The sequence below is a fragment of the Clostridium nigeriense genome (genome assembly GCF_900086595.1).
Taxonomy (GTDB): domain Bacteria; phylum Bacillota; class Clostridia; order Clostridiales; family Clostridiaceae; genus Clostridium; species Clostridium nigeriense.
In genome coordinates this window covers 1,201,910-1,226,403 of sequence record NZ_LT575472.1, presented here as the reverse complement: position 1 = coordinate 1,226,403, position 24,494 = coordinate 1,201,910, and the positions used below count along the sequence as shown (strand labels likewise).

The window sequence follows — 24,494 nt, the reverse complement described above, 5'->3', positions numbered from 1 at the left end:
TCACTCCTTTTTTGCCAATATACAAGCGCCTACATCCGGTGTATATTTCGGATGTAAAAATTCAATATTTGAATTTAAATATTTCTTTATTGGATCAATTATTAAATTTCCACATTTGAAAACTCCACCTACATACGATGCTTTTATTTTTATATCCTTTGAAAAATCTTCTGCTAGAGTATTAATCAACATTGCTAATTCTTTTCCTGCTTCATTTAAAATATTTATCGCTGCTTTATCACCTTCTGCTGCTGCTTCAGTACATATTTGTGCCAGCTTAGCAATTTGTCCCCTATCACTTTTTATTTCAGTATATATATATTTTATTAATTGATAACTATCTTTTAGCTCCAATTTTTCTTTCAAAAGATAATATATTTTACTCTTTTCTTTCCTACCATCTGCTTGTTTAGAGAATTCTTCTATAGTTTTTTTACCAATCCAATAAGCTGATCCCTCATCTCCAATTGAATATCCCCATCCACCAACTCTACGAGTTTTTTCTTTATTTACTGAATATCCAATAGAACCTGTACCTGAAATAATTGCAATTCCATCTTCTAACCCTAAAGCTGCAGCATGAGCTATTTGCACATCATTTAGAAGTTTATATGGTACACCATCAAAAATCCTCTTTACAATTTTCTCCAATCTCTTTGCATCACTTTCTACTTTTCCATATCCAGCAAGTCCTAAACATACCCCCTTTATATGTTTTATATTTAACTTAGTTGATTCAAGTATATCTCTTAGTCCTTCATTCAAAACTTTTTCTGTTCCATCAAATCCAATTTGATTATAATGACAAGTTCCTTTTTCTGTTGTAAATATAATTTCATTTTCTTCATTTATTAAAGTAAATTTTGTTTTAGTTCCACCGCCATCTATTCCAATATAAAACATATTTACACCCCTATTCTTTTTATATAATCTATTTTAACTGTCTTACAATTTTTTTCGTTTCTAAAATACACTTTTCTACTTTGTCAAATTCATCTTTTATAATTCCTAAATATAATAAATCCATTACTGCCAAAGTAGATAGTCTTGATGTCATTGCTCCAACTCTTAACTCTTCTTCTTCACAAGGTATATATAAAGGGTAATCAGCTAATTTTGAAACTGAATTATTATTAAACTTGGTTATAGATATTGTTGTAGCCCCTTGTTTTTTTGCCTTATCCATAGCAACCTTTACCTCTTTTGTTTCTCCACTATAACTTAAACCTATTGCCACATCTTTAGGTCCAAGATGCACAGCTGTAAGAACTTGTGTGTGTGAATCTTGATTATAAAAAGTCATTTTGTTAATTCTCGATAGCTTTGACTGAAAATCAATAGCTACTAACCCTGATGCACCTACCCCATATAAAAATATCTTTTCGCAATTTTTCAAAGCTTTTATTGCTTCTTTTAAAACATCTAAATTTATTAATTTATATGTTTCATTTAATGCTTTTATATTTATAGCTTCCGCTTTTTTTACCATTACTTCTATTGAATCATTTTCTTTTATTATTGTATTAAATGTTTCATGATTATCAATATTACTTTGTTTTGCTAAGTCAACCTTTAATGTAGTAAACCCTTTATATCCCAATTTTTTAGAAAACCTTACCACAGCAGCTGCTGATGTATTTACTCTTTCCCCTAACTCCTGTGCATTTAAATTTATAACATCATTTGGATTCTCTAATATATAGTTTGCTAACCTTATCTCTGTATCGGTATAGCAACCCATTCCTTCTTTTATTTTAAATATACAACTCATTAAAACTCCCCCTATTAATTAAAGGGGAGTGTATCCCCTTTATGTTACTTAATTTCTCTAAAGCTAAATTTTTGCCATGGTTTTATATAATCAATTAAAAATAATTCTTCTTCTCTAATTCTTCCAACTACATTTGATTTACCGCTATTTCTCATATCTTGTACAGCAATTTGTACTTCTCCTGCATAATGACCATATTCACTACTTTCAATAACAATATCTCCTCTTCTTATAATTTCAGGAGCATTGAATAGTGCAAAGTTATGTCCTTTATATTTTACTCTGCTTTGTGTTGACCTTATTAAATTATCTGAAAAATCACCTCTATTAAAATGCATTTCTTCAAATAAAATTTTTCTTTCTACTTCTGGAGTTTTCTCGTTTAATATTATATCAAATGTCACCATATTTTTCTTCATATTTGATAATGCTTCTAATTCTTTATCCGATGGATAACAATTTGAAATAATAATATCATCTATATTTCCTAATGCTATTAAATGTTTTGCTTGAATCTCAATTGGTAGTTCTCTATGCATTTCTAGAGTTGGTAGCCCATCTGTTACAGGCCATGGTCCAAATGTTCCTTCTTTTGTACTTGTGATAAATGCTGCCGTTCTTAAACCATATTTTTTAAATCTATTTGTACAAGCTTTAAAATGCTCTAAGTTTAAACCGCTATATTTATGCGGATAAAAGTTATGACAAGCAATTAAATTTTCTTTATTGGGCATATAATCCATAATTGTATCAATATAATTTGTATTATTACTCATATTAATTTCTATTTTTAGATTTTGTGGATTAAATGTCATTAAAGATTCTTCTAATCCTGAATATCCTGCATCAAGTCTTAACCCATCTGCACCAATTTCATCAAAAAAAGTTAAATCTTTATAGCTAATTCCTAAATCATCAAAAACTCTTGGACTAACATCTACAATAACTTCAAAATTCTTACTATGAGCATAATCATTTATTCTTTTAAACTTTTCTTTTATAATTTCTTTAGTTTCATTTACAGATAAAAGACATGAAAATATTCTACTAAAACCACATTCAGCAGCTTTATCTATATAATCAAAAATTTCCTTTTCAGTTGTTTTTTCTACATATACTGATATTCCTAACTTACCCATATTAAATGCCTCCTTGAAATATTTTTCTATATTAATATATAATTTTAAAACTTCTTTTAAGTCCTTCTTCTACGACCTTGCTATCATGATTTCCTTCTATGAAATAACTTTGTATATTAATATTATTTTCTTTACAATAATCAACAAATTTATAACAATTAGAAATATCTACAATTTCATCTTGCAAGCCGTGGATTAAAATATATTTGTTTTTATTTAAGTTATCTACATTTCTAAACCAACTATTATCCATCCATACTTCTTCATTAAATGGTATTCCAAAAGCACACATTTTTCTGACGCTACAGTCTTGTGGTGGCACCGGATTCCAGATTGCTGGTGAAATTAATATTATATTTTCAAATAAATCTGGATACCTTAATGATAACCTTAGAGCTCCGAAGGCTCCCATTGACACCCCACCTAATGTAATACTATTAAATTTAATATTTTTCTTCAGAAATGGAATAAGATCATTTATTATAGCCTTCTCTACCTTCTCTAAATAGTATGAATTGAATCCATTAGGTAAAATTACTATTTTATCCTCATAATTATTCATTATTTCTTTTAATGGTACTCTATCAACTAAAGTTCTATTATTCCCGTTAGTTCCATGTAATAATATAACTAAATCATACACTTTTTCTTTAATATAATTATCCGGATAATAAGCTGTAAAACACCAATCCATTCCTAACTCTGTTGAATATATAAAATTAGTTTCAATCATGATATATTCTCCTTCGTAATTTAATATTTATGCTTTATAGTAAGACCGCTTTGTTTATTTTTGGTATAAAAAAGAGGACTAAATTTGTCCTCTTTCAATTTAGAAATCTAAGCTGCTTGGCTTTCTTCCCCTTGCTCTTCAGCTAATAACTTTCTATCGTAAATCTTAAAGAATGGATAGTAAATTATTACTGAAACTATTACTAATATTACAGCTAATAAAGCTGCTGACCAACTACCACCTGTAGCCATGAAAGCAAATAGTGGTGCAGGTAATGTCCAAGGTGCTGCTATATGCATTGCTGGTACAAGACCAGATACTGTTGCTGCCCAAGCTATTACAATATTAACTATTGGAGCTATTATAAATGGTATTATTAATATTGGATTTAATACTATTGGTGCACCAAACATAATTGGCTCATTTATATTAAATATAGCAGGTATTACTGTAGTCTTACCTAGCATCTTACCATATTGAGATTTAGCTCTTAAAGCTAATAATATTGCTAATCCTAATGTTGCACCTGCTCCTCCTATCATAACAAAACCTTGGAAGAATTGCTCTGGGAATATGTGTGGTGCTACATTTCCTGCAGCAACTTCTGCTGCATTATTATCTAATAATGTTAACCATAATGGTCTTGCTAAAGATCCTACTATACTCATTCCATGTATACCGAATGACCAGAAGAATCCAATTAAAGTTGCAATGAATATTGCTGATGGAAGTGTATCTGTAGCACTTACTAATGGAGCTACAATTTTACCAATCATTCCGTGCCAATCAACACCTAAGAAATAAGTAAATATTGCAAAAAATCCTATTACTATTGCTGCTGGTGTTAAAGCTTCAAAACTTCTTGAAACTGATGCTGGAACTTGCTCTGGCATCTTTATTACTATGTTCTTAGTCTTAGTAAATCTTAATACTTCTACTGCAAATATTGAAGCTAAAATTGCAACGAACATACCACCACCGCCAAGGTTAGCCATAGGCATTGCCCATCCCATACCTTCTACAGCTTGTGGAACTAATGTTAATAAGAATGATGTAGCTGCTAATGTTCCTCCAGTAACTCCATCAAGGTTATAAGATTTAGCTAAACTATATCCAATTCCCCAGGCTGCATATAAAGACATTATATACATTGTCATTCTATATGGTAAAAGCATTGTTACTGCATTTGCACTTAACCAAGTTTTAATTGCTGATCCTTCTGGAAATGGGAAAAATGCAACTACTAAGAATATACTACCAACAATTATAAGTGGTAAAGTTGAAATAATACCGTCTCTTACAGCTCTTAAGTGACGTTGTTCGGCTAATTTAGCCATTGGTGTCGAAAGTTTTTCATCTAAAAATGCACTAAACTTTTCTAACATTTGTATCCCCCTATCATTTGTGTTTAAATTTTTCTATTTGTATATATTGTTAATTTTATTTATTAGCTAATAACTCATTAACTTGTTTAAGTAGTTTTGGTCCACCTAATGGGCTATAAGCTTGAGGTTGAATTAATGCACATGGTACATTTGCTGAAGTAGCAAATTCTTTTAAATAATCAAATCTATGTCTAACTTGAGGAGCTACCATCGCTACATCATATCCCTTTTTTACTTCTTCTTCAAACTCTTGAGTGCTTACTGCAAGTACTTCCATTTCCACTCCATTTTTTTCTGCTTCCTTCTTTAATGCATTTACTGCAATAGCACTTGACATTCCTTGTGAACAAACAAATAAAACTTTCATTTCAAAATCCTCCTAAACCTTTTTTCAATCGTTTTCTTAATCGTTTTCTTCTTTAATGTAAATATCTATGCTTCTATAATATATCATATTGCAAACATTTGCAATATTTTTTTAAAAATTTTATATTTTTTTTGAAATTATATTTTAAATATATGTATTTAAATACATCCAGAAGAATGAAATACATCCGAAGGCTAACCCAAATCCTAGGTAAGTAATCCAAAATTTATTACATAACCCTCTTTTAGTTTCAACAAAAAATCTTACATATGCTAATATGAATCCCAATATTAAAGTATTACCAATAACAACACCTACTTTATAGCTTACCCCAATGAAAGATACTATATAAGGAAATACAACTGTTGATACTATTGCTCCTAAAAGTATCATTAGTGAGCTTTTTAATGAGAATCCAGGTATATTGTAATCTGTTTTATTTTGTGGGTTAGTTTGTTTTACATTTTTTTTTGCCATAATTACCTCCTTAATATAGGAATGAGTTAGACTAATCTTATTAACTCAGCTCTAAACACTGAATTTTCCTAATTATTTCATAAAACTCTATAGCTTTCCATCCATTCTTTTGTACATTTTAATCATGCACTCAATTAAATTTTTAGCTTCAATAGCAGTCATTAAGTGATCTTGTGCGTGAACAAATAATATTGAAACTTCATTTTTTTCACCTGCTGCTTCTGATTGAATTAACTCAGTTTGAACATTATGTATTGCTAATAATTCTTCATCTGCTTGTCTTAATAAATTTTCTGCCTCTTGGTAGTTTCCTTTTTCTGCTTCTGCTAATGCTTCATAAGCCATTCCTTTAGCAGTTCCACCTCTGCTAATTAATTCAAATACAATTGCTTCCATATCTACTTTTGCCATTTCTATTACTCCTTTTTACTTTTTATTATATTATTTTATTGAATTTAACGCCTTAGCGATTACACCTTCATTATCTGATAATATTTTCTTACTTTCTTCTATATCTTTTCCTGATAAAATCATAAAAATTCCTAGCTTTACATTTCTTCCACTTTTCTCAAAGAATTCTTCTGCTACCTCTTCACTACAATTTGTTGCTTCTTTAATAATATTCTTAGCTCTTACAATTAGTTTTTCATTTGTTGGCCTAACATCAACCATTAAATTACCATAAACTTTACCAAGCTTAATCATAGTTCCAGTAGAAAGCATATTTAACACTAGCTTTTGAGCTGTTCCTGATTTCAATCTAGTTGATCCTGTTACCACTTCAGCTCCTACTACTGGTGCAATTGAAATCTTTGATACTTTTGAAACTTCTGAGTCTCCATTGCAAGTTATAGAAATAGATGCAGCTCCTATTCTATTTGCATACTCTAATGCACCTATAACATATGGTGTTCTTCCAGATGCTGCAAGACCAACAACAACATCGTTTTCATTGAGACTTTTAGATTTTAAATCTTCTATAGCTAATTCTTTAGAGTCTTCTGCACCTTCTTTTGCTCTAAATATAGCTTCGTATCCACCAGCAATTAATCCTTGAACTAACTCTTCTGATACTCCATAAGTTGGTGGACATTCAGATGCATCTAAAATACCTAATCTTCCAGATGTACCAGCACCTATATATATTAATCTTCCGCCTCTTCTTAATCTTTCAACGATAACATCTATAGCCTTTGAAATATTCTCTAATTCCTTCTCAACTGTCAATGGAACTAACTTATCTTCTTCATTTATTAGTTTTACCATCTCAAGAGTACTAACATTATCTATATTGCTTGTTCTAGGATTCCTGCTTTCTGTTGTTAGTTTACTTAAGTCAATCTCCACTTCTCCATCTCCTTACGTCATTTTCTTCACAAATTTATATTAGCACACTTAAAATTATATTTCAATATATTTTCTGTATATTTAAAATTTAATTTCATTTATTATTTCTATATATTTTGGGAGTCTTATTTTTCTTAAAGCTTACTTTAAATCTTTTTTGCTTCATCATATTTTAATTTATGAAATAAATAATTAAATAATAATATAATCAATTTGTTAAGTTATATTCCTTAAACTTTTCTTTACAATAAATTTTAAAACTCCTATGTAGTAGCTACATAGGAGTTTTCTTAAGAAATATTATATTGTCTCATTAATTAATGGCTTCTCACCTGATTGTAAGTCAATTAATTTTAAGTGCCTCTTTTCTTTTACAAATATAGATTTATACATCTTTTTTTGATTTTTTTCAAATAATATAATTCTTGTCCCTTCATTATCTGATTCAACATTAATAGTATAATCTTTCACATCAATTTTTTCAGATATTTTATTAATTTCTTCATATTCATTCATATTGGCACTTTCTTCATAAATTGTTTTTTCTGTATTTTGATTTTCTTTTACTTGTTCTTTCTCAAAAGAGCAACCTAGTAAAAACATTAAACTTAAAGATGTAACAATAACAAATATTTTCTTCATAACAATCCTCCTGCAATTTTATATAAATCATTAAATTATATATAATAATACTATTAAAGTTTTTATTGGTAAACTTTTAAATTACCTGATTTATATTTAAATTGCCACCTAAAGAATTTTTATGCAAACTTTAATACTTTAGTAAATAAAAATCTTACTACCGGCGAAACTATAATTATATTAAGAGGTAAAGCCATAATAAAGTTTCTTAATACAACCATAGGATATATTCTTAACGCATCTTTGGTAAAGCCCATAGCTAGTACACTTCCATATATAGACATAAGAAGTACCATACCAACAACCATACAAGATGATATTGCTAATATAATCTTAATAGGATTAGTATCTTTAGTTGGTTTAACTATTCTAAATGCAATAGGTTTTGCTATTTTTGCAACTATAAAAACATCACATATAAGTGCAACAAAGAATCCAAGCCAAAACTCCTTCAATAAGTTAAATAATAAATTGCTATGAAAGCCTTCATTTAAAACCATATTATAAATAGTCATAAAAAGAACCATTCCAAAACACATCATTAAAGTAAATATAAATTTTTGTCCTTTAGTTTGTCCCATAATTCTGTCATCCTTTCCGTCAATTGTAATGTCGTCAACCAAATTGACAAAGTAAAGTATATCAACTCATTTAATCATTGTCAACTAAGTTGACAATTTGATATGTAAATAAAAGCCCTTTTCTATTATAATTTATGTTACAATTATAAAAAAAAGACTTAGGTGATAATATGGATAACAAACTAAATATAATAGATTTAATAAGTGAAAATCATATAAAATTAAGAAGACTAGCAGAGGATAGATGGTTAAAAACTGGCGAGGAAGAAATTTCTCATACAGAAGGCTTTCTTTTAGCTAAAATTAGCATGGGGAAAATATCTATTTCAGAAGCAGCAAGGCAAGCTAATATATCTAGGCAAGCTATGTTTAAATGTGCAAAAAAACTGGAACTAAGAGGATATTTAAAATTTAATCTTGATGAAAAAAACAATAAGTATGCTTATCTCACTGACAAGGGAAAAGAATATTGTATGAAAAGTAAACAGTTGAAGGAAGCTATAGAAAGTGAAATTAGAATAAATATAGGTGAGGAAAACTTAAAAATTCTTAAAGAAATTTTAAATAAAAATCTAGTTGAATAATCTAATAAATTTGTAATAAATTCAGTTTATCAATTTTCATATAAAACTACTATATGTCAATATAATAGCAATGAGTTTCTAATTTCTCATTGCTATTCTTTTAATTTATTTTCTAAATTCCATACAATGATATCTTCAAGAGGATTTGTTTTAGATAATGCAATTTTAGTTATTCTTCCACTAAAAATAGTAAAATTATCATTTAACTCTTGGAACCCTAAAATTAATTCTTCATTAGTCAATTTTTTTGCAATAGTTGTATGTGGCATCCATTGAAATGGTAAATAAAATTTACTAATATCTATATCCTCTACTGAAGATAAGTCTTCATATATATTGACTGATAGATTATGTAAATATTCATTTAAAATTGGTGCTAAAAATATAACTGATGATTTAAATGATCCTATAGATGCCCAAGTTATTAATCCTTCACAACTATTTTTAATTATTTTATCTAATAATTCTATAATCTTCTCTTCTTTATTACTTTGGAATGCTGCAATAGTTATATGTGGAGGAACATTATTATCTATCATAAAATTATTCCCACTTTTTTCAGCTACTTTATTTATAATCCCTTGTATTTTACTTTCAGATTTATTATCAAAATATAAAGATACTAAGTACATTTTCCCTCCATATGACTTAAAATTTTAAATACAATTTTATCTTATTTATATTAGTTTTTCACTCTTTTGTTATTAAAAATAATTAAACTTAAAATAAAAAAAATTAATGAAATACATATCATATAAAGCATATAATCTCTTATATAATATAAATTTTCATAGGCTTGTAACTTTTTTATACTTACATATACTAACCTTTGTGGCATTAAACTTCCTATCTTTTTTAAAGAATCTGACATAACATCAAAATTCCAGAATACCCCTGATATCATACAAGTTGGGATAACTATTAATATATTAATAGTACTAGAAACATATCTATTTCTTGTAAGACTTACTATAAATAAATTTAAGGATATTGATACTAAATTAAGAAATAACATAACTACTAAAAAATTATTAGTGTTACTCATTCCAAAATCTAAATTTAGTATTTTGCAAAGGGTATAATATATAATACTACTAATAGAAGACAATAAATAAAATACTAATAGTAAAGAGAAATAATATTTATATTCTGGTATTCCACTTACTAAAACTCTAGCTTTAGTTTGATGCTCCTCATCTTCAATTAAAAAACTTGCTATAGCTGCACCACTTATTAATATCATCATTATAACTATTCCTATTGAATTTTCTATAGATGGTTTACTTTCAATTATGTTACTTAAGTTATAGTTTACTATATTCTTTTGAGTATTCTCATTAAGTTTCATAAACTCTTCTAAATTTTTATCACTAACTTTAGCTATTAAACTTAAATTATTTACTCTTCTTTTTATTGTGGATACTAAAATTTCTTTTACATCACTATTTGAAATGGACTTAGTAATAACATCACACTTATTTAAATTTAATAACCTCTCTGAAAAGCCCTCTTCTATTATAACTGCTAACTGTATTTGATGAGATATTAAAAGCATTTCGTAATTATCATTACTTGCATCTAATATATCTACATTTTCTATTTCGCTTATGGCTTTAATTACTTCTCTTGATATATATTTATTATCTTTATCTATTACTCCAACTTTATAGTTAACATCCTTTCCAAATACAAAGGTAAAAAATACTATAATAATGCCTGGAGCTATTATTCCCATAACAATAAAACTCTTTTTCTTTAGAACTAATTTAATAGTATTTAACATTAACTTAAGCAAGTTTATCACCTACCTTAAAGCTATTACTAAATATACAAATTATTAATAATATTAATGATAATTCTAAAGATAGTACTATTGATATAATTGAATAATTAGTTTTAATTCCAGAACTTAAACTTAATAATGATATATTTGCCCAGTAAGTAGGTGTAATTTTACATAATAAGCTAGTTATCATATTTGATTTTATTAAAGATATGGGTAAATAGCATCCCCCTAAGAGTCCTAAAACTATTAATGAAATATTTATAACACTACTTGCTGCTTTAGAATCTTTAAACACATAACCTATAGTTATCCCCAAAATAGAACTAAAAATTATAAGAGCTATTAATACAGCTATAATTTCTCTAATATTTTCTCCCCAATTTATATTTAAAAACACAGTGCTAACAAAATAAACTATTAAAATTTGTAGTATTCCTACTACTATGCCTAATATAAGCTTTGATAAAATAATAGTAAACTCACTTGCTTTTGATACTTTTAATCTTAAATATGTCTTTTCTACTCCTTCATTATAAGTAGATACACTTGTTATTTGTGATATATAAACAATTATTAAAACAAGCTCTGCAAAAGTATAGTAAGCAAAAGAACTTATTCCCTCATTTGATATCCCCTGATCCTCTACTATTACTTCAGATTCTTTTATTTCTTTTAGAATATTACTATTTTTTTCTAATGCAATATTTGTAACAGAATAACTTTCTAGATATTGTTTAAAAATACTTCTAAAGATTTTTTGAGAACTATCTTCTTTATTCTCATTTCTATAAAAATCATATTTATCTTCATTTATACTTATAAAAGCTAATGCTTCATATTTATTTACACTATCTTTTCCATAATTTTCTTCATTTATTTCTTGAAATTCTATTCTTAGCTCTTCTTCACAGTTATGCTTAAAACTTTTAAATAACTGCAAATAGTTATTTTCAATATTAAAATCATTAATTTTATAATAAACTTTTTTATTTTCAAATATATTAGTATCAACATTCATAAGTCCATTTAAGGAAAAACCCATTATAACTATAAGAATTACAGGAAATATAAACATTGTTACAACATTAGATTTGTTTCTGAAAAAATGTATAATTTCTTTTTTTATTAAACTAAATAATACCATATATCCTCTCTGTTATATCAATCTCTTAATTGTTTTCCTGTTAATTTTAAAAACACACTTTCTAATGTAGGTACTTCACTTTCTATACTTTCTACAATTCCACTATTATTACTTATTGTGTTTATAATGTATGGAATTACATTTATCCCTCTAGAATAATAGCACTTTAATTTTTTCTCATATACTTCAACCCTATGAATACCTTGTATTTTTCTTATTTGTTCTCTTATGTTGTATATCTCTTTTTTTAATGTTATAGTACATATATTTTCACTAACTATACTTGATTTTAAATATTCCTTAGTACCTTTCGCTATCACTTTTCCATTATCTATAATTGAAATATTATTACATAACTCCTCTATTTCTTCCATGTAATGAGATGTGTATATTATAGTAGCTCCCTCTTCATTTAATTTCTTAACAGATTGCAAAATATGATTTCTTGATTGTGGATCTATACCTACAGTTGGCTCATCCATTATTATCAATCTAGGGCTATGAGCTATTGCACATGCCATATTTAATCTTCTTTTCATTCCTCCAGAAAACTCATTAGCTTTTTTATTTCCTACCTCTAAAAGCCCAACAAATTCTAGGGCTTTATTTACTCTTCTCTTAAGTTCTCTACCTCTATATCCATATAAGGAGCAGAAAAAAGACACATTTTCTCTTGCTGTAAAATCATTATATATAGCAATATCTTGTGGTAATAAACCAATATATCTTTTATATTTATTTATCTTAATTTCCTTTTCTTCAAATAATATCTCACCTGAATTTATTTTTTCAATACCTGATATAATTTTAATTAAAGTGCTCTTTCCAGCTCCATTAGGCCCTAATAATCCATAAATATCGCCATTTCTTATTTCTAAATTTATCCCCTTTAGTACTTCAAAATCACTATACTTTTTATGCAAATTTTTAATTTGAAGTATATACATAATATAACTCCTAAAGTCCAGTATTTATTTCTTTTATACTTACTTCCTTTTTAAAGCCTTTTCTTATACATTTATTTTCACATTCTTTACTTTCACAAGATAGACATGGATTACTATCATAAACTCTTAATAACTTCTTAGCTCCATAATAATTTCCTACTGCAACTCTTCTATTGATTTCCCTTATAGGCACATTATCTATACATCCTCTTTCACATAAAGGATTATCGCAAAATTGACACTCTAAAGCTAACTTAGCTATCTTTTCTTCATTTTTATTTTTTCCTATTTTAATTTGATTCTTCCCAAAAGGCTTTTTTACTATATTTACATAGTTTTTCATATTTTCTTTATACTCAAACTCTTGTATACCTAAATCTCTTAATATAAGATTTGCTGCACTTATTCCAGAAACAGTAACAGCAGGTGTACCTGTTCCCATAACAGTTGACTCTCCACAATTAAAAAGATTATTTATTTCACTCTTAGTTTTTAGTCTTTTTAACATGTGTTGTCCCAATTTTTGTTTAGGTCCTGCTACACTTCCCTCTTCTTTTAACACATATCTATTTAAAGTTGTTGGAGTGCTAACTTCTACATGGCATAAATTTTCTTTAAAACTAGGAAACCTTTTTTCTAAAATATCTAGCATTCTATATTTTTCTACTTCTTTCATTTCTCTATATGTTTTAGTATTATAATTATTCTTAAATCCCTTAGGCCATTTTTTAAAAGTAGGTCCTATTGCAAATATAGTATGATATCCTTTTTCACAAAGAGTCTTATCATCAATACTTAAAATATAAACAGTAACTTCTCCCTCATCTAATTTAGTTTTATTACCAATTATCATTTCAATTGGCAAAGTTCCTTCTGGAATTGCCTCTTCTTTTACAAGTGCAAATAAAACTACTGACGGATAAGATTTTTCTAAATTATTTGCCCATGTTTTAATTTCTTCACTTATATTATCTTTTAACAACTTATTATATAAGTTCCATATATTTCCGGAATTAATAATATATTTTCCACTTATAATAGTTCCATCATCTAGCTTAACTTTATTTGCTTTATTATTTTCTACTATTATTTTTTCTACTTCTTTTCTGTAAATCATTTGCCCATGATTTTCTTCTATTACTTTTTCTAATTTTCCAACTAAATTTAAAGTTGAACCAGCTGGATAATAGCTACCTCCAAAATGATTATCCACAAACATTATAGATGATAATATTGCTGGGGTTTCTTCAACATTTGTATAACAATATGTAGATGTTAACTTGTCAAACAAGTTAAATACATTTTCATATTTAAAATATTTTTTTAATATACTTACCGTATTTTTATTCATATATCCTAAAAATCTTATATACTCAATAGGATGTCTTAAAAATCCTTCTAATCCTTGGGATTTTTTCATAGCATCTGGTGATATAAAATTAGGTTTTTCTGCTATTATCTTTGTATACTGTTTACTTAAATCATTATAAAATCTTTTAAAATTTTCTTTTTCATCTGGAAAAACCTTTGTTAATTCTTCTATAAACATGTTTATATCTTCATGGAAGATTATTCTATGCTCTCCATAGTTAATTGCATAAAGCTCATCATGCTTTATTATATCTATAGGTTCTTCCAAGGCATTAAAAACAAATCTATGTGGAGCAAATCCTTTATCATTAAATCCATATATCATAGCTGCTCCTTGTTCAAAAACTGTATCTTTTCTCTTGAATATCCCACAAGATCCCCCAGGCTTATTTTGTGCTTCAACTACACATACCTTTAACTTTCTTTTTGCTAATAAAGAAGCTGCTGTAAGACCTGATATTCCTGCTCCTATTACAATAACATCATACTCCATATATACCCCTTAAATTTTATAAATTATTATTCTCTTATTAATTTTATTCTTATAATAAAAAAATATTAATATTACTTAACTTCATTAGCAGGTTTTATTACTTTAGTTAGGATTCTATAAAGCCCATCTCCATATACCCTTTTTACAATATTAAGTTTTACATTAGGAAAATATTCTTTATCAAGCCATCCTTTATTAATCCAGTATTCTTTATCTACTGGAAAAACATTAGTTGCTAAGGTTCTTTGAATGTTATAAGTATAAATTTCTTTAAAACTTGGAGAGTAATCCTTTCCTTGAGACTCTATTAATTTAATAAATTGTAATAATTCTTTTTCTTCTATATGCTTATTAAAATTTCTACCATTTCGTGAAATAGTACCACCTAAAAAAACACCCCATTGAATCATAACTTCTTTCATAGAATTTAAGGTGTTTTCTATGCCTGAGCCTTGAGTACTTGCAAGAAGTAAAGTTGGCTTTTTAGATACTTCACTTCTATGGAACCAGCTACAAGTCCTGTCTATAAAAGTCTTTAATATTCCGCTCATATTATTTAAATAAACAGGAGTTCCTATTATAAGTCCATCGCTTTCAATTATTTTTTTCATTATAATATTAGCTTCATCTTTAACAATACATTTCCCCTTTAAAATACACACTTCGCACCCTTTGCAAAAATCTATTTTAAAATTTAATAAGCTTATAAGCTCTGTTTCATAACCTTTATCTTTTAATATATCTTCAATTGAACTTAATAGCTTGTACGTGTTTTTCTTTCTGCTACTAGAATTAATTAAAAGTATCTTCTTCATACTCTCTCACCCTTTCTATATTTTCATAATTTTTGTAATATTATTTAATTAATAATTATTGACATATGTCATTAATGTGCTAATATACTATTTATATAACGTGTTTTTTAACTTATATGGATTAATAAAAAATAAAGGAGTGTATTTTTATGAAAATTGCATTACCATCAAGAGATAATAAGATTGATGATCATTTTGGACATTGTGAATACTTTACTGTTTTCACAGTAAATACTGATACAAAAGAAATAATTGATTCTGAAAATGTTCAATCTCCTGAAGGCTGTGGCTGTAAATCAAACATTTCAAAAATTTTGGCTGATATAGGAGTTACACTTATGTTGGCAGGTAATATGGGAGAAGGTGCAGTAAGAGTTCTAAAAAATTCTGGAATTGACGTAATACGTGGGTGTTCAGGAGATTTAAAAACTGTAGCCCAAAGCTGGTTAGATGGTACACTTGTAGATTCAGGTGATGTTTGCCATGAACATGAACATGGGTGTCATCATTAATAACATAAATTATAGTCTATGTTATTAGTATAAATTTCTTACAACAATTATACTTTATTAGAGCAGTTAAAATATATTCTATTAAAGATATTCTAGCTACTCTTATAAAGTTAATCTTCATTTTTTTTAATAGATATACCACATCTATTTTTAGGACATCCCTTTCCACCGCATTTTTTTTCAAAACTACTGCAAAGCTCGTAATTTCCTCCTTCAATTCTTAATACTTTTCCATTAACCAATGACTCTGCAAGTTTTCTCCTAGCATCATTATATATTCCCTGAACAGTCGTACGTGCAACATTCATTTGACCAGCACATTCTTCTTGATTAAATCCTTCTAAATCAATCAATCTTATGACTTCATATTCATCCACAGTCATTATAATAAAATCTTCTTCTTTCATCTTTCCATTAATAGGTCCATATATATCTATTTCTGGTAAACAACAAACTCTTCTAAATTTTCTTGGTCTAGCCATATGACTTCCCCCTACAAAATAAGTTATTTTAATATATTTTACATTATATCATTCATTATTGCTGCATACCATTTCTTATAACCTCTAATAATTTATCTATGTATATCTTATCCATTTGTACATATTGTGAACCATTTTCACTAGATTCTTTTTTAGCTCCACTTTTCATAATATAATTGTCTATATCAACATATTCTTGCCATGTATCATAATCATACTTATTTGATGGTTGGGTCATAGATGGATGAGCTAATTTAAGTTTTTTACCATTTTTTAATTGAATATTATAAAAAAATTCTCCTTTATTTCTTCCTCTAATAACAAATCCGGTATTTACATACTCTACATCATTAAAGCTATATTTAGTGCCTTTTAAGTTATAAAAGCTATAATCACAAATTCCCTCTTCTGTAACTACTACTACGCTAGTTAATACTAAATATAAAAGAGGAATAACTATTAATATATCAAGCTTTAAAGAGTAAAATAAGTTTTTCTTATGATACTTCTTTTCTTTTTTTGAAAAGATCATTTTTATTCTAATAGCTACTATTATAAATATTACAAATAGTAAATATGAATATGGGGATTTTATAAGATAGGTTATATATTCTCCCTTTATAAATAGCTTTTCTTGTATAAATACAATTCCTATATAAAATACTATAAATGCAATTACCATTACTGCTATTAATAGAATATAAAATATAAATGATACTATATGACTTAATAGGTCCAAAGCAATGCTGTGTTTTCTATTATGTATCTTTAAATAATTTCTAAGATTAAATAGTACTAAAGCAACTCCAAGAATAACCAAAACTATGTTCAATACTATATTTTCATAATTTTTGTCGTATATGTTTATAAATAACCAAAGTATCGGCCCTAAAGCTACAAGTATAGATGTAAATAATCCATACTTAATATATTTTTCCTCTTGCATCTATACTTCTCCTTACACTTCATATTTAAAATTATTTTATAAATTAATATCCTTATCTATTTATATATATATTTAATTATATATAATTAACATAAAAATCAAAGAAATTTTTTCCAATTCCACATAATATCTAAATAAATATACTTGAACAACCTTACTCAAGAAGATAATACTTTAATGCTGAATAATATTAATAATACAATAAAAGCTAGTTTAAATGGAAACATACCATTTAAACTAGCCCAAAAATTAATAATTTACTGTTAATAAAGCTATCACTAAAACATATAAAATAAATATCAAAACTTAATACTGCCTTAGATTAACTTTACTCTATTCTTAAAAAAAGAATATTTTCTTTTTTCTTTTCTTATAAAATATATACTGTTTCTTTTCTCTTTTAGGTATTATTGATCTTATAAAATAAAAAATTAGATATATTATTCCTAAAATTGCTGATATTAATAATAATATAGGTCCACCAATAAAAACTACTGCTAAAGTTCCTAAGGGTGATATAAACCATCCAATTATTAGAATTATTATCAGTATTACAACTAAACAGCCACTTGCTCCATCATTATTACCTCTAGAATATTTTCTGTTTCTTCTCTTAGGATAAACACTATAAGATGTTTTATTATAAACTCTATCATAACTTGCTCTAGAAGGGTCCTTTAATACACCAGATCCTTTTTTCCCATAATAAGGATTTATTGTTCCTTTCCATGCCCGCTCTAGTTTACCAGTTGTTCTTGCTGATATCGACTTATTTATATTAGGTTTTCTTAATCCAAATTTCATCTCCTTATACCCCTTAATCTTTTGTAATTTATCACCTAATAATTTTAGCATAAGATAAATATATTTCAATGTAACAGTAATTACTTAATTTTCATACTATAATCCTATCAATTTCACTCTATTTTTTTTGCTTTTTACTTCAATAATTTAAAATAATATTTGTATTTGAATATATTATATATAACTTAAAACTTAACACTAATTTATTTTCATGTAAATAAACACACGCTAGAAAAATAATACTAAGATATATGTACAAACCCTCAAAATATAATAAAATATTTAAACTATTCCTATAAAATCTTCTATAAAAGTAAAAAAACAATGGTATAACCTTGATATTTAAAGGTTATATCATTGTATCTTTACCTTAGTTCTTATTTAGTGGAGGCTAGCACGACCTTTAAAACCCACTATTTTTATCGTTATTCTCTATCTTCATCCTTATGTAAAGCAACCTCTTCATATGCTCTCGTACGCATTTCCTTAACATTACTATACAATTTCTTCAAGTATGAATCTGATAAATCTAATATTGGCTCATACATAAAAGAATTTATATGTATATTTTCGGGTGTCATTAAATTGACTTGTTCTAAGATTTTTATTTCGTTAATATTATTATGTTCCTCTTTGTATAATCTAAGTAATCCACATGTTTGATTTCTAGTTATATCCTTTATTTTCTCTTTATCACTTATCCGAGTTATCATAAATTCTTCTGCCAATAACCTAATTGCTATAGATAAAACTATCTTATTTTCTAGGTTTATTTTCTCAGTATTCTCTTGTACTATCTTCTCTACCTCATAAAATAAAACATTTATAACTTTTCTATTTTTATCATTTAAGTTTTTATGTACTCTCCACACGTCATTATATATTGCTTCCAAATCTGCTACAGTGATATTATTAGTATCCTCTTTTATATGTAATAAACTAGTAAGCTTTAAATAATTAGGTGAATTTTCTACTTCTAAATATTCACTTAAGTTTCTTACAAAAGGAATTGAAGCTATCATAATTCTATCATTGCTACTGATTTTATTTTTCCATACGTCAAATATATTTTTCAAGTATTCACCTTGAACAAGCTTTATCTTCATATCATTCTTATGAACCATTAAACTATTCTTTCTTGGTATTCCTAATCTATTTACTACAGTTCTATAAAAATCAAAATTATGCGTAAGTATAACCATTCTAAATATACCTGATTTTAATATATCATTTAGATATTCAACAATAGCATATTTATTCTTATAATCAAATGAGTCTGCAATATCATCAATAACTACTAGTACATCTTTATTTAGCTTAATCAAAGCTTCTATTTCAAAGATTAAATTAAGTATATATAAAGCTCTCTTTTCTCCATTGCTTAAAACATTAAGTAGTGTTGTTCTATCTATATCTCTATAACTTCCTCTTTCATTATACTTAAAATTAATAGTTGGAGTATTTTCTTTCAAAATTACATCTTGTTGATTGTGAATTTCCACCACAAATGGTACATCAAATCTTTGGTTAAAAATTTCAACCACTTCATCCCAAGATGTTTTTTGCCTCTTAGCTTCCTCCACAATTTTTTTCAACTGTTCCTTTGATAATTTATACATGCCGACCAAAGCTTTTAATTCTTCTTCATTTTGCTTTAAATAGCTTAACCAGAGTTCTTTTTTTAAACTATCTATATTATCTAAATAAGATATAATTTCCGGGCTACTTTCTAACAATGTTCTTAAGCCCTTCATAGCCGCATTTTTGGTTAGTTTTTCATCCAACTTTTCGAACTTAATTAGCAAATCAGCATTGTTAAAAATTTTACTTTTTTCTCCCTCTAGTAAAGCATCAAGCTCTCTCTTACTCTTTATTTCCTTATCTTTAATTACTATTTTATTTTTAACTTTAAAAAATCCATTATCATTTAAATTTTTTCCTATGGTACTTACATTATTATGATTAAAAACACCTTTAGTAAAATACTCAGATTTAGTTATCAACTCATTATATTTTTCTATATATTCTTTTATTAATATTTTGGTATCTTTATCTTTCAAGAACTCAATTACTTTTTCATTTATAATTGTTTTGTATTTTATATCAATTGGAGATGAAAATTCTTCAAGCAACACTTTTATTTCCTCAAAACATTCAAATATGTTTCTAGGGGTACTTCCCCATGTATTACTTATTTCTATTTCTATTTCACTCTTACTTCTTATTCCGCATAAGGGTGATAGCTCTTTTAATATTGTATCTTTCTTTTTTTCTAAATCAGAATGTATTTTATCATACTTTGCTTTTAGTTCTTTATTTACCATCAACATTGAAACTCTTTTTGATTCATAATCTTCCTTATATGATTCAATTACAAATACATCTCCTGAACTCACATCTTCCCCATTACTTTTAGTAATTAAAGCGTTAGAAACTTTTTCAGTGTTAATTAAATCTTGAGGTGCTTCTTCATCAGATATACATTTAACCGTTTTAGCAAATGAAGTCTTCATTGTTCCATTAGGAGCATAAATACTGCAGGCTTTTTTGCTTGTAAAATCAAAAGTATACTTCAACTCATTAATACCAAAACAATTAATAAAATCAATTTTAATTTTATCCATATCTATTATTTACTCCTAAAACTTAAGAAAATAGCTTAATATTGTTGTAAACCTAGTATTTAATTATGAATATGCTCCCCAATCTCTCTTTAAAAACCACCTTATTGGATTCCAAGTAACATAATTCTTTGGTTCGAATGACTTGTCTAATATTTTTATATCAATTATCTGTGATGGTAATATTGATAAATTATGGTTGCTTGACGGGCTATCTAAATCATAGAAATGATACCTGTCTTGACCGTCTTTGTATTTTCTGCTTGGTCCAAAATCGAATGGTACACACGTTCTTGAAATTATACCTTTCTCATAAGAGTCAAATTTTAATAATACTAATTTCTTTTGGTTAATAGCTTGAATAAATTTTTGATGCATTTCCTATCTCTCCTTTATAATGTTTATCAATAATTAGCTTTACATTATACGATATTTACTTTTTTTATAATTATATATCTTATTAATTGCTAGCTGTTTCGTCACTTAACTATAAGTTCAAATAATAATTTATAAAACTTTATATCAATTACCATATAATTGTATATTATACCATTATTTCCTTAATATATCTATAATTACTACCAATTAATTAACATATTGTAAATTGTTGGTTTCTTCACTAAACACACCTTTAATGACATTATTTCTTAACAACTATAAAATAATGAACTGAGCCCCATTAAATAGCCAGTTCTTAAAAATACTCATCATTTCTAAGCCGCACACCTAACATCAATTGAAGTCCGTTTTTTTAATACAATTTGTATTTTTTCATTATTATACCAATTAATATAAACATGTATTGCATTAAATAAACTTTCTTTGTCTTCAAAAAAATGTTGATAAATTAGTTAACTTTTAAAGTGGCCGAAAAGACTTTCTATACAAACGTTATCATATTAATTTCCTTTCCTAGACATACTTTGTATAATATTTTATAAGAGTTCGATCTATAATGGCGCCTGGATTACTGTGAATGATTAAGCTACTTAAATCGAGCCCTTTTTCTTTAGGAAAAGCTTCGTTTAACATAGATTCTACAAATTCCCTATTTAAAGATGTACTTAATTTATATGACAATATTTCATTGTTATGTAGGCCCATTAATGCCGATAAATATGATTTCTTAAAGCTTTTCCTATAATAAAGATAAGTTATATCTGTTACCCATTTCTCATCAGTTTTAGTAATTGAAAAATCTCTATTAGGTATATTAGGTTCAATTCTACCAATATTCATAGCTTTACAATTTATATACTTAAATTTTTTTCTTCTAATTATAGCTTTTATTTTAAAGATGCTCATTAATTGCTTAACTTTTTTATGATTTACTATAATATTAAAATCTCTCTATAATACACTTTTAATTCTTCTATAGATATCTAGCATTTTTTCTTTGAAATCTGAATCCCTATCATTTTCATGTCTATTTATCCAAGTATAATATCCGCTTCTTGAAACTTCAGCTAAGTAACATAGTAGTTTTACAGAAAATCTTTCTTAAAGTTTATTTGTTATCTTAAATTTATCTATTTTATATATCGCAACCTTTCTACTTGAAGCAATTTTTTAAGTATTCATTCAACCTCTGCTTTTTAACTTTAAATTTTTTTCTTCCAATGTTAATTCAACTTTTCTTGAATGTCCCTTATTCACGCCTCTAGCTTTGCCACGGCGTTGGGATAATCCGTATACTCCAATTTTCCCCAATAATAAAATTCACTTATTGGTGCTTAATCCTAATTCTCTAGCAATAATAGGAATCCTTCCATCTTATATATACATTTTTACTACTTTCATTTTTAAATCTAATGAATAAGTTTTATTCTTTCTTGACATAAAAAATCACCACGCTAAATAGATTTTACAACAGTCTTTTTAACTGTGTCTATTTAACGGGGCTCACTTCACAATGCTGTAAGTCTTTATTTTTCATTTAAATTACTAACTTCTATGATTGTTATTACTCCATTAAAAATAAAAAACCTTACCTATTTTTATTAATTAAGAGTTTTTAGTTTATTATATAATTATAATATATCTTTATATTTATCTTTTAGTTCTTTAAATATTTTCAAATATCCTTCATCCTCAAAATACTTTCTTACCAATTCTGTTTCTTCTGTCTCTTTGGCTTGGATACTATCTGAAGTATAATCAATATAATCTTCTGGATACCACGTATATCCTAACTTTAACTTATCAATTTCTATTTGTGGAAATACTAGACCACTAGAAATCTTATACATAGTATCTAATAACATGTCATATGAATGAGTAAAAATATTTAGTCTTTCGCAAATATAAATAATAGCTTTTAATTGATATCTACTCCTCCAATAGCCCCAATCCCAGTTAGTTGATATAGGCATATATTTATATATAGTAGTATTATTTATCTTCTTTATTGGGTATCTTACTAAAATTATCACATAATTTTCTCCATACTCATTTGGGTTTAGCTCTCCACTTTTAATAAGAAAAACATCAAGTTCATTACCATGTAAACTTTTTAACTCAAATATTTTTTCCATAAAGCTTCTAATGTTTTTGTAATAATTTATATGCTTGTAAATCCTATTTGATTTACCCTCAACCCAGTCCCTTTCTACTTCAAATGTATTACATGTCCAATCAATGAAATTGTTGTCAAGTATCTCTAATATGCTATTTTTATCCTTAAAGTCTGATAATTTAAAGTTAAAATCACTATCCGTAAAAGATGGAATTTGGCTTATTGCCACCCCATGATTTTGATAAATTGAAATAACCCTATCTACCAATTTATATATTTCGTTATTCACATTATTATCAAGCTTTACTTTATTAGGATTATCACTATTATGAACATTTACGTTATAATTAACTACATTTGTAACATATGAATCAATTGACTCTTTCTTTTTCATGTTATTAATTAGTGCAGCACCGATAGTGTTACCTATTCCAGAAAATAACCAATCTTTATTTTCAATTACTATTTCAAAGATTTCATTTAATTTAACCATAAATAATCCCCCTTATGTTTAGTAAGAATATTATACCATTTATGCTATATAAAGAAAAAAAATATTTTACTGACTAACGGTGTTAATGTTATATTTTTAATTATAAGAAATCCTACATTATTTATGGTGCACTTACCTTAAATCACCACAACATAATACCAGATTTAGTAAAAATCTCATTCACTAATAATATCATTTATTATTCTTAATTCTAAAAAATAAAAAACCCTCGACAACACATTTATGTATTGTCGAGGGTTTCATGGTGGAGGCGAGGGGTCATGTGCATCCATAATTTCTTAATGGCACTGACTATATCTTAGTGTACAAGTTTTGTACACTCTTGGCGTATTATAGAAGCTCAGTGTAGTTTAATGTCTTCTATCCTAGTATTCCATAGCTTTCGCCTTAGGAACCTATAAGTCGATACGAGGCTATTGAATTTCTTCACATACCTCTCGGTATTGTCGTTAGCATTACCTATTACGAGTTCACCGATAAAGCCAAGTTATCACTTATGAATCACTTCATAAGGCGAC

Annotated in this window: 27 protein-coding genes; 2 read left to right on the top strand and 25 right to left on the bottom strand. The window is 26.8% G+C overall.

The genetic code is table 11. The features are described 5' to 3' along the window. The 11 genes from BN6774_RS06000 to BN6774_RS05950 all read right to left on the bottom strand — a co-directional run bounded on the left by BN6774_RS06000 (nt 1) and on the right by BN6774_RS05950 (nt 8,442). Nucleotides 1–903: an N-acetylglucosamine kinase gene (locus BN6774_RS06000; RefSeq protein WP_066891281.1), complete on the bottom strand. Its 903-nt coding sequence runs from the start codon at nt 901–903 to the stop codon at nt 1–3. A gap of 28 nt (nt 904–931) precedes the next feature. Further along, entirely contained in the window at nt 932–1,771 is an 840-nt protein-coding gene (locus BN6774_RS05995; RefSeq protein WP_066891279.1) for a MurR/RpiR family transcriptional regulator, read from the bottom strand. Between the two features lie 44 nt (nt 1,772–1,815). Beyond that, complete coding sequence (locus tag BN6774_RS05990; RefSeq protein ID WP_066891276.1) at nt 1,816–2,910, bottom strand: DUF871 domain-containing protein; 1,095 nt, start codon at nt 2,908–2,910, stop codon at nt 1,816–1,818. Nucleotides 2,911–2,941: 31 nt separating this feature from the next. Beyond that, nucleotides 2,942–3,643: an alpha/beta hydrolase gene (locus BN6774_RS05985; RefSeq protein ID WP_066891273.1), complete on the bottom strand. Its 702-nt coding sequence runs from the start codon at nt 3,641–3,643 to the stop codon at nt 2,942–2,944. A gap of 107 nt (nt 3,644–3,750) precedes the next feature. Further along, nucleotides 3,751–5,028: a PTS sugar transporter subunit IIC gene (locus BN6774_RS05980; protein ID WP_066891270.1), complete on the bottom strand. Its 1,278-nt coding sequence runs from the start codon at nt 5,026–5,028 to the stop codon at nt 3,751–3,753. Nucleotides 5,029–5,083: 55 nt separating this feature from the next. Then, nucleotides 5,084–5,395, bottom strand: a complete 312-nt coding sequence (locus tag BN6774_RS05975) for a PTS sugar transporter subunit IIB (protein ID WP_066891267.1) — start codon at nt 5,393–5,395, stop codon at nt 5,084–5,086. Nucleotides 5,396–5,539: 144 nt separating this feature from the next. Then, nucleotides 5,540–5,872: a hypothetical protein gene (locus tag BN6774_RS05970; protein ID WP_066891264.1), complete on the bottom strand. Its 333-nt coding sequence runs from the start codon at nt 5,870–5,872 to the stop codon at nt 5,540–5,542. 87 nt (nt 5,873–5,959) lie between these two features. Further along, nucleotides 5,960–6,283, bottom strand: coding sequence for a PTS lactose/cellobiose transporter subunit IIA (locus BN6774_RS05965; protein WP_066891261.1), 324 nt, complete (start codon nt 6,281–6,283; stop codon nt 5,960–5,962). 30 nt (nt 6,284–6,313) lie between these two features. After that, nucleotides 6,314–7,219, bottom strand: coding sequence for an N-acetylmuramic acid 6-phosphate etherase (gene murQ, locus BN6774_RS05960; RefSeq protein WP_066891258.1), 906 nt, complete (start codon nt 7,217–7,219; stop codon nt 6,314–6,316). 300 nt (nt 7,220–7,519) lie between these two features. Further along, complete coding sequence (locus BN6774_RS05955; protein ID WP_066891250.1) at nt 7,520–7,861, bottom strand: hypothetical protein; 342 nt, start codon at nt 7,859–7,861, stop codon at nt 7,520–7,522. A 119-nt stretch (nt 7,862–7,980) separates the two neighbouring features. After that, nucleotides 7,981–8,442, bottom strand: a complete 462-nt coding sequence (locus tag BN6774_RS05950; protein WP_066891247.1) for a DUF2798 domain-containing protein — start codon at nt 8,440–8,442, stop codon at nt 7,981–7,983. A 170-nt stretch (nt 8,443–8,612) separates the two neighbouring features. On the opposite strand from BN6774_RS05950, the gene BN6774_RS05945 reads away from it, so the two are divergent. Next, nucleotides 8,613–9,026, top strand: coding sequence for a MarR family winged helix-turn-helix transcriptional regulator (locus BN6774_RS05945; protein WP_066891245.1), 414 nt, complete (start codon nt 8,613–8,615; stop codon nt 9,024–9,026). Between the two features lie 92 nt (nt 9,027–9,118). On the opposite strand, the gene BN6774_RS05940 is transcribed toward BN6774_RS05945, so the two are convergent. From BN6774_RS05940 to BN6774_RS05915, 6 genes are all read right to left on the bottom strand, one after another. Beyond that, entirely contained in the window at nt 9,119–9,658 is a 540-nt protein-coding gene (locus BN6774_RS05940; protein WP_066891243.1) for a 2'-5' RNA ligase family protein, read from the bottom strand. 50 nt (nt 9,659–9,708) lie between these two features. Next, nucleotides 9,709–10,809, bottom strand: a complete 1,101-nt coding sequence (locus BN6774_RS05935) for an ABC transporter permease (protein WP_066896470.1) — start codon at nt 10,807–10,809, stop codon at nt 9,709–9,711. A gap of 4 nt (nt 10,810–10,813) precedes the next feature. Beyond that, complete coding sequence (locus BN6774_RS05930; protein ID WP_066891241.1) at nt 10,814–11,956, bottom strand: ABC transporter permease; 1,143 nt, start codon at nt 11,954–11,956, stop codon at nt 10,814–10,816. 17 nt (nt 11,957–11,973) lie between these two features. After that, on the bottom strand, nt 11,974–12,903 hold the full coding sequence (locus BN6774_RS05925) for an ABC transporter ATP-binding protein (RefSeq protein WP_066891238.1): 930 nt from the start codon (nt 12,901–12,903) through the stop codon (nt 11,974–11,976). Between the two features lie 10 nt (nt 12,904–12,913). Then, entirely contained in the window at nt 12,914–14,767 is a 1,854-nt protein-coding gene (locus BN6774_RS05920; protein ID WP_066891235.1) for a phytoene desaturase family protein, read from the bottom strand. Nucleotides 14,768–14,838: 71 nt separating this feature from the next. Then, nucleotides 14,839–15,582, bottom strand: coding sequence for a flavodoxin family protein (locus tag BN6774_RS05915; protein WP_066891232.1), 744 nt, complete (start codon nt 15,580–15,582; stop codon nt 14,839–14,841). A 149-nt stretch (nt 15,583–15,731) separates the two neighbouring features. Between BN6774_RS05915 and BN6774_RS05910 the strand changes: the two genes are divergently transcribed. Beyond that, a complete protein-coding gene (locus BN6774_RS05910; protein WP_066891231.1) occupies nt 15,732–16,094 on the top strand; it encodes a NifB/NifX family molybdenum-iron cluster-binding protein in 363 nt (120 codons plus the stop codon). A gap of 110 nt (nt 16,095–16,204) precedes the next feature. Here the strand turns inward: BN6774_RS05910 and BN6774_RS05905 are convergent, their stop codons facing one another. The 8 genes from BN6774_RS05905 to BN6774_RS05875 all read right to left on the bottom strand — a co-directional run bounded on the left by BN6774_RS05905 (nt 16,205) and on the right by BN6774_RS05875 (nt 23,955). Further along, entirely contained in the window at nt 16,205–16,576 is a 372-nt protein-coding gene (locus BN6774_RS05905; protein ID WP_066891230.1) for a DUF134 domain-containing protein, read from the bottom strand. Nucleotides 16,577–16,631: 55 nt separating this feature from the next. Continuing rightward, nucleotides 16,632–17,522, bottom strand: a complete 891-nt coding sequence (locus BN6774_RS05900) for a hypothetical protein (RefSeq protein WP_066891229.1) — start codon at nt 17,520–17,522, stop codon at nt 16,632–16,634. A 339-nt stretch (nt 17,523–17,861) separates the two neighbouring features. Then, nucleotides 17,862–18,326 (bottom strand): hypothetical protein, encoded by a 465-nt coding sequence (locus BN6774_RS19020; protein WP_066891226.1) that lies wholly within the window; start codon nt 18,324–18,326, stop codon nt 17,862–17,864. A 425-nt stretch (nt 18,327–18,751) separates the two neighbouring features. Next, nucleotides 18,752–20,950 (bottom strand): hypothetical protein, encoded by a 2,199-nt coding sequence (locus tag BN6774_RS05890; protein ID WP_066891218.1) that lies wholly within the window; start codon nt 20,948–20,950, stop codon nt 18,752–18,754. Between the two features lie 63 nt (nt 20,951–21,013). Then, complete coding sequence (locus BN6774_RS05885) at nt 21,014–21,325, bottom strand: hypothetical protein (protein ID WP_066891216.1); 312 nt, start codon at nt 21,323–21,325, stop codon at nt 21,014–21,016. 335 nt (nt 21,326–21,660) lie between these two features. Further along, the gene (locus BN6774_RS19075; protein ID WP_122983001.1) at nt 21,661–21,795 is read right to left on the bottom strand and encodes an IS3 family transposase; all 135 of its coding nucleotides are present in this window, start codon (nt 21,793–21,795) and stop codon (nt 21,661–21,663) included. A gap of 64 nt (nt 21,796–21,859) precedes the next feature. Next, nucleotides 21,860–22,252, bottom strand: coding sequence for a hypothetical protein (locus BN6774_RS05880; RefSeq protein WP_106404261.1), 393 nt, complete (start codon nt 22,250–22,252; stop codon nt 21,860–21,862). 725 nt (nt 22,253–22,977) lie between these two features. Continuing rightward, nucleotides 22,978–23,955 carry a hypothetical protein gene (locus BN6774_RS05875; RefSeq protein WP_066891213.1) on the bottom strand — a complete coding sequence of 326 codons (978 nt, stop codon included), beginning with the start codon at nt 23,953–23,955 and terminating at the stop codon, nt 22,978–22,980. Between the last annotated feature and the right edge of the window lie 539 nt (nt 23,956–24,494).

What these genes read in the sequence shown, in the direction of transcription:
- BN6774_RS06000 (WP_066891281.1), bottom strand. Translation starts at nt 903, where the DNA reads ATGTTTTATATTGGAATAGATGGCGGTGGAACTAAAACAAAATTTACT.
- BN6774_RS05995 (WP_066891279.1), bottom strand. Translation starts at nt 1,771, where the DNA reads ATGAGTTGTATATTTAAAATAAAAGAAGGAATGGGTTGCTATACCGAT.
- BN6774_RS05990 (WP_066891276.1), bottom strand. Translation starts at nt 2,910, where the DNA reads ATGGGTAAGTTAGGAATATCAGTATATGTAGAAAAAACAACTGAAAAG.
- BN6774_RS05985 (WP_066891273.1), bottom strand. Translation starts at nt 3,643, where the DNA reads ATGATTGAAACTAATTTTATATATTCAACAGAGTTAGGAATGGATTGG.
- BN6774_RS05980 (WP_066891270.1), bottom strand. Translation starts at nt 5,028, where the DNA reads ATGTTAGAAAAGTTTAGTGCATTTTTAGATGAAAAACTTTCGACACCA.
- BN6774_RS05975 (WP_066891267.1), bottom strand. Translation starts at nt 5,395, where the DNA reads ATGAAAGTTTTATTTGTTTGTTCACAAGGAATGTCAAGTGCTATTGCA.
- BN6774_RS05970 (WP_066891264.1), bottom strand. Translation starts at nt 5,872, where the DNA reads ATGGCAAAAAAAAATGTAAAACAAACTAACCCACAAAATAAAACAGAT.
- BN6774_RS05965 (WP_066891261.1), bottom strand. Translation starts at nt 6,283, where the DNA reads ATGGCAAAAGTAGATATGGAAGCAATTGTATTTGAATTAATTAGCAGA.
- BN6774_RS05955 (WP_066891250.1), bottom strand. Translation starts at nt 7,861, where the DNA reads ATGAAGAAAATATTTGTTATTGTTACATCTTTAAGTTTAATGTTTTTA.
- BN6774_RS05950 (WP_066891247.1), bottom strand. Translation starts at nt 8,442, where the DNA reads ATGGGACAAACTAAAGGACAAAAATTTATATTTACTTTAATGATGTGT.
- BN6774_RS05945 (WP_066891245.1), top strand. Translation starts at nt 8,613, where the DNA reads ATGGATAACAAACTAAATATAATAGATTTAATAAGTGAAAATCATATA.
- BN6774_RS05940 (WP_066891243.1), bottom strand. Translation starts at nt 9,658, where the DNA reads ATGTACTTAGTATCTTTATATTTTGATAATAAATCTGAAAGTAAAATA.
- BN6774_RS05935 (WP_066896470.1), bottom strand. Translation starts at nt 10,809, where the DNA reads ATGTTAAATACTATTAAATTAGTTCTAAAGAAAAAGAGTTTTATTGTT.
- BN6774_RS05930 (WP_066891241.1), bottom strand. Translation starts at nt 11,956, where the DNA reads ATGGTATTATTTAGTTTAATAAAAAAAGAAATTATACATTTTTTCAGA.
- BN6774_RS05925 (WP_066891238.1), bottom strand. Translation starts at nt 12,903, where the DNA reads ATGTATATACTTCAAATTAAAAATTTGCATAAAAAGTATAGTGATTTT.
- BN6774_RS05920 (WP_066891235.1), bottom strand. Translation starts at nt 14,767, where the DNA reads ATGGAGTATGATGTTATTGTAATAGGAGCAGGAATATCAGGTCTTACA.
- BN6774_RS05915 (WP_066891232.1), bottom strand. Translation starts at nt 15,582, where the DNA reads ATGAAGAAGATACTTTTAATTAATTCTAGTAGCAGAAAGAAAAACACG.
- BN6774_RS05910 (WP_066891231.1), top strand. Translation starts at nt 15,732, where the DNA reads ATGAAAATTGCATTACCATCAAGAGATAATAAGATTGATGATCATTTT.
- BN6774_RS05905 (WP_066891230.1), bottom strand. Translation starts at nt 16,576, where the DNA reads ATGGCTAGACCAAGAAAATTTAGAAGAGTTTGTTGTTTACCAGAAATA.
- BN6774_RS05900 (WP_066891229.1), bottom strand. Translation starts at nt 17,522, where the DNA reads ATGCAAGAGGAAAAATATATTAAGTATGGATTATTTACATCTATACTT.
- BN6774_RS19020 (WP_066891226.1), bottom strand. Translation starts at nt 18,326, where the DNA reads ATGAAATTTGGATTAAGAAAACCTAATATAAATAAGTCGATATCAGCA.
- BN6774_RS05890 (WP_066891218.1), bottom strand. Translation starts at nt 20,950, where the DNA reads ATGGATAAAATTAAAATTGATTTTATTAATTGTTTTGGTATTAATGAG.
- BN6774_RS05885 (WP_066891216.1), bottom strand. Translation starts at nt 21,325, where the DNA reads ATGCATCAAAAATTTATTCAAGCTATTAACCAAAAGAAATTAGTATTA.
- BN6774_RS05880 (WP_106404261.1), bottom strand. Translation starts at nt 22,252, where the DNA reads ATGAGCATCTTTAAAATAAAAGCTATAATTAGAAGAAAAAAATTTAAG.
- BN6774_RS05875 (WP_066891213.1), bottom strand. Translation starts at nt 23,955, where the DNA reads ATGGTTAAATTAAATGAAATCTTTGAAATAGTAATTGAAAATAAAGAT.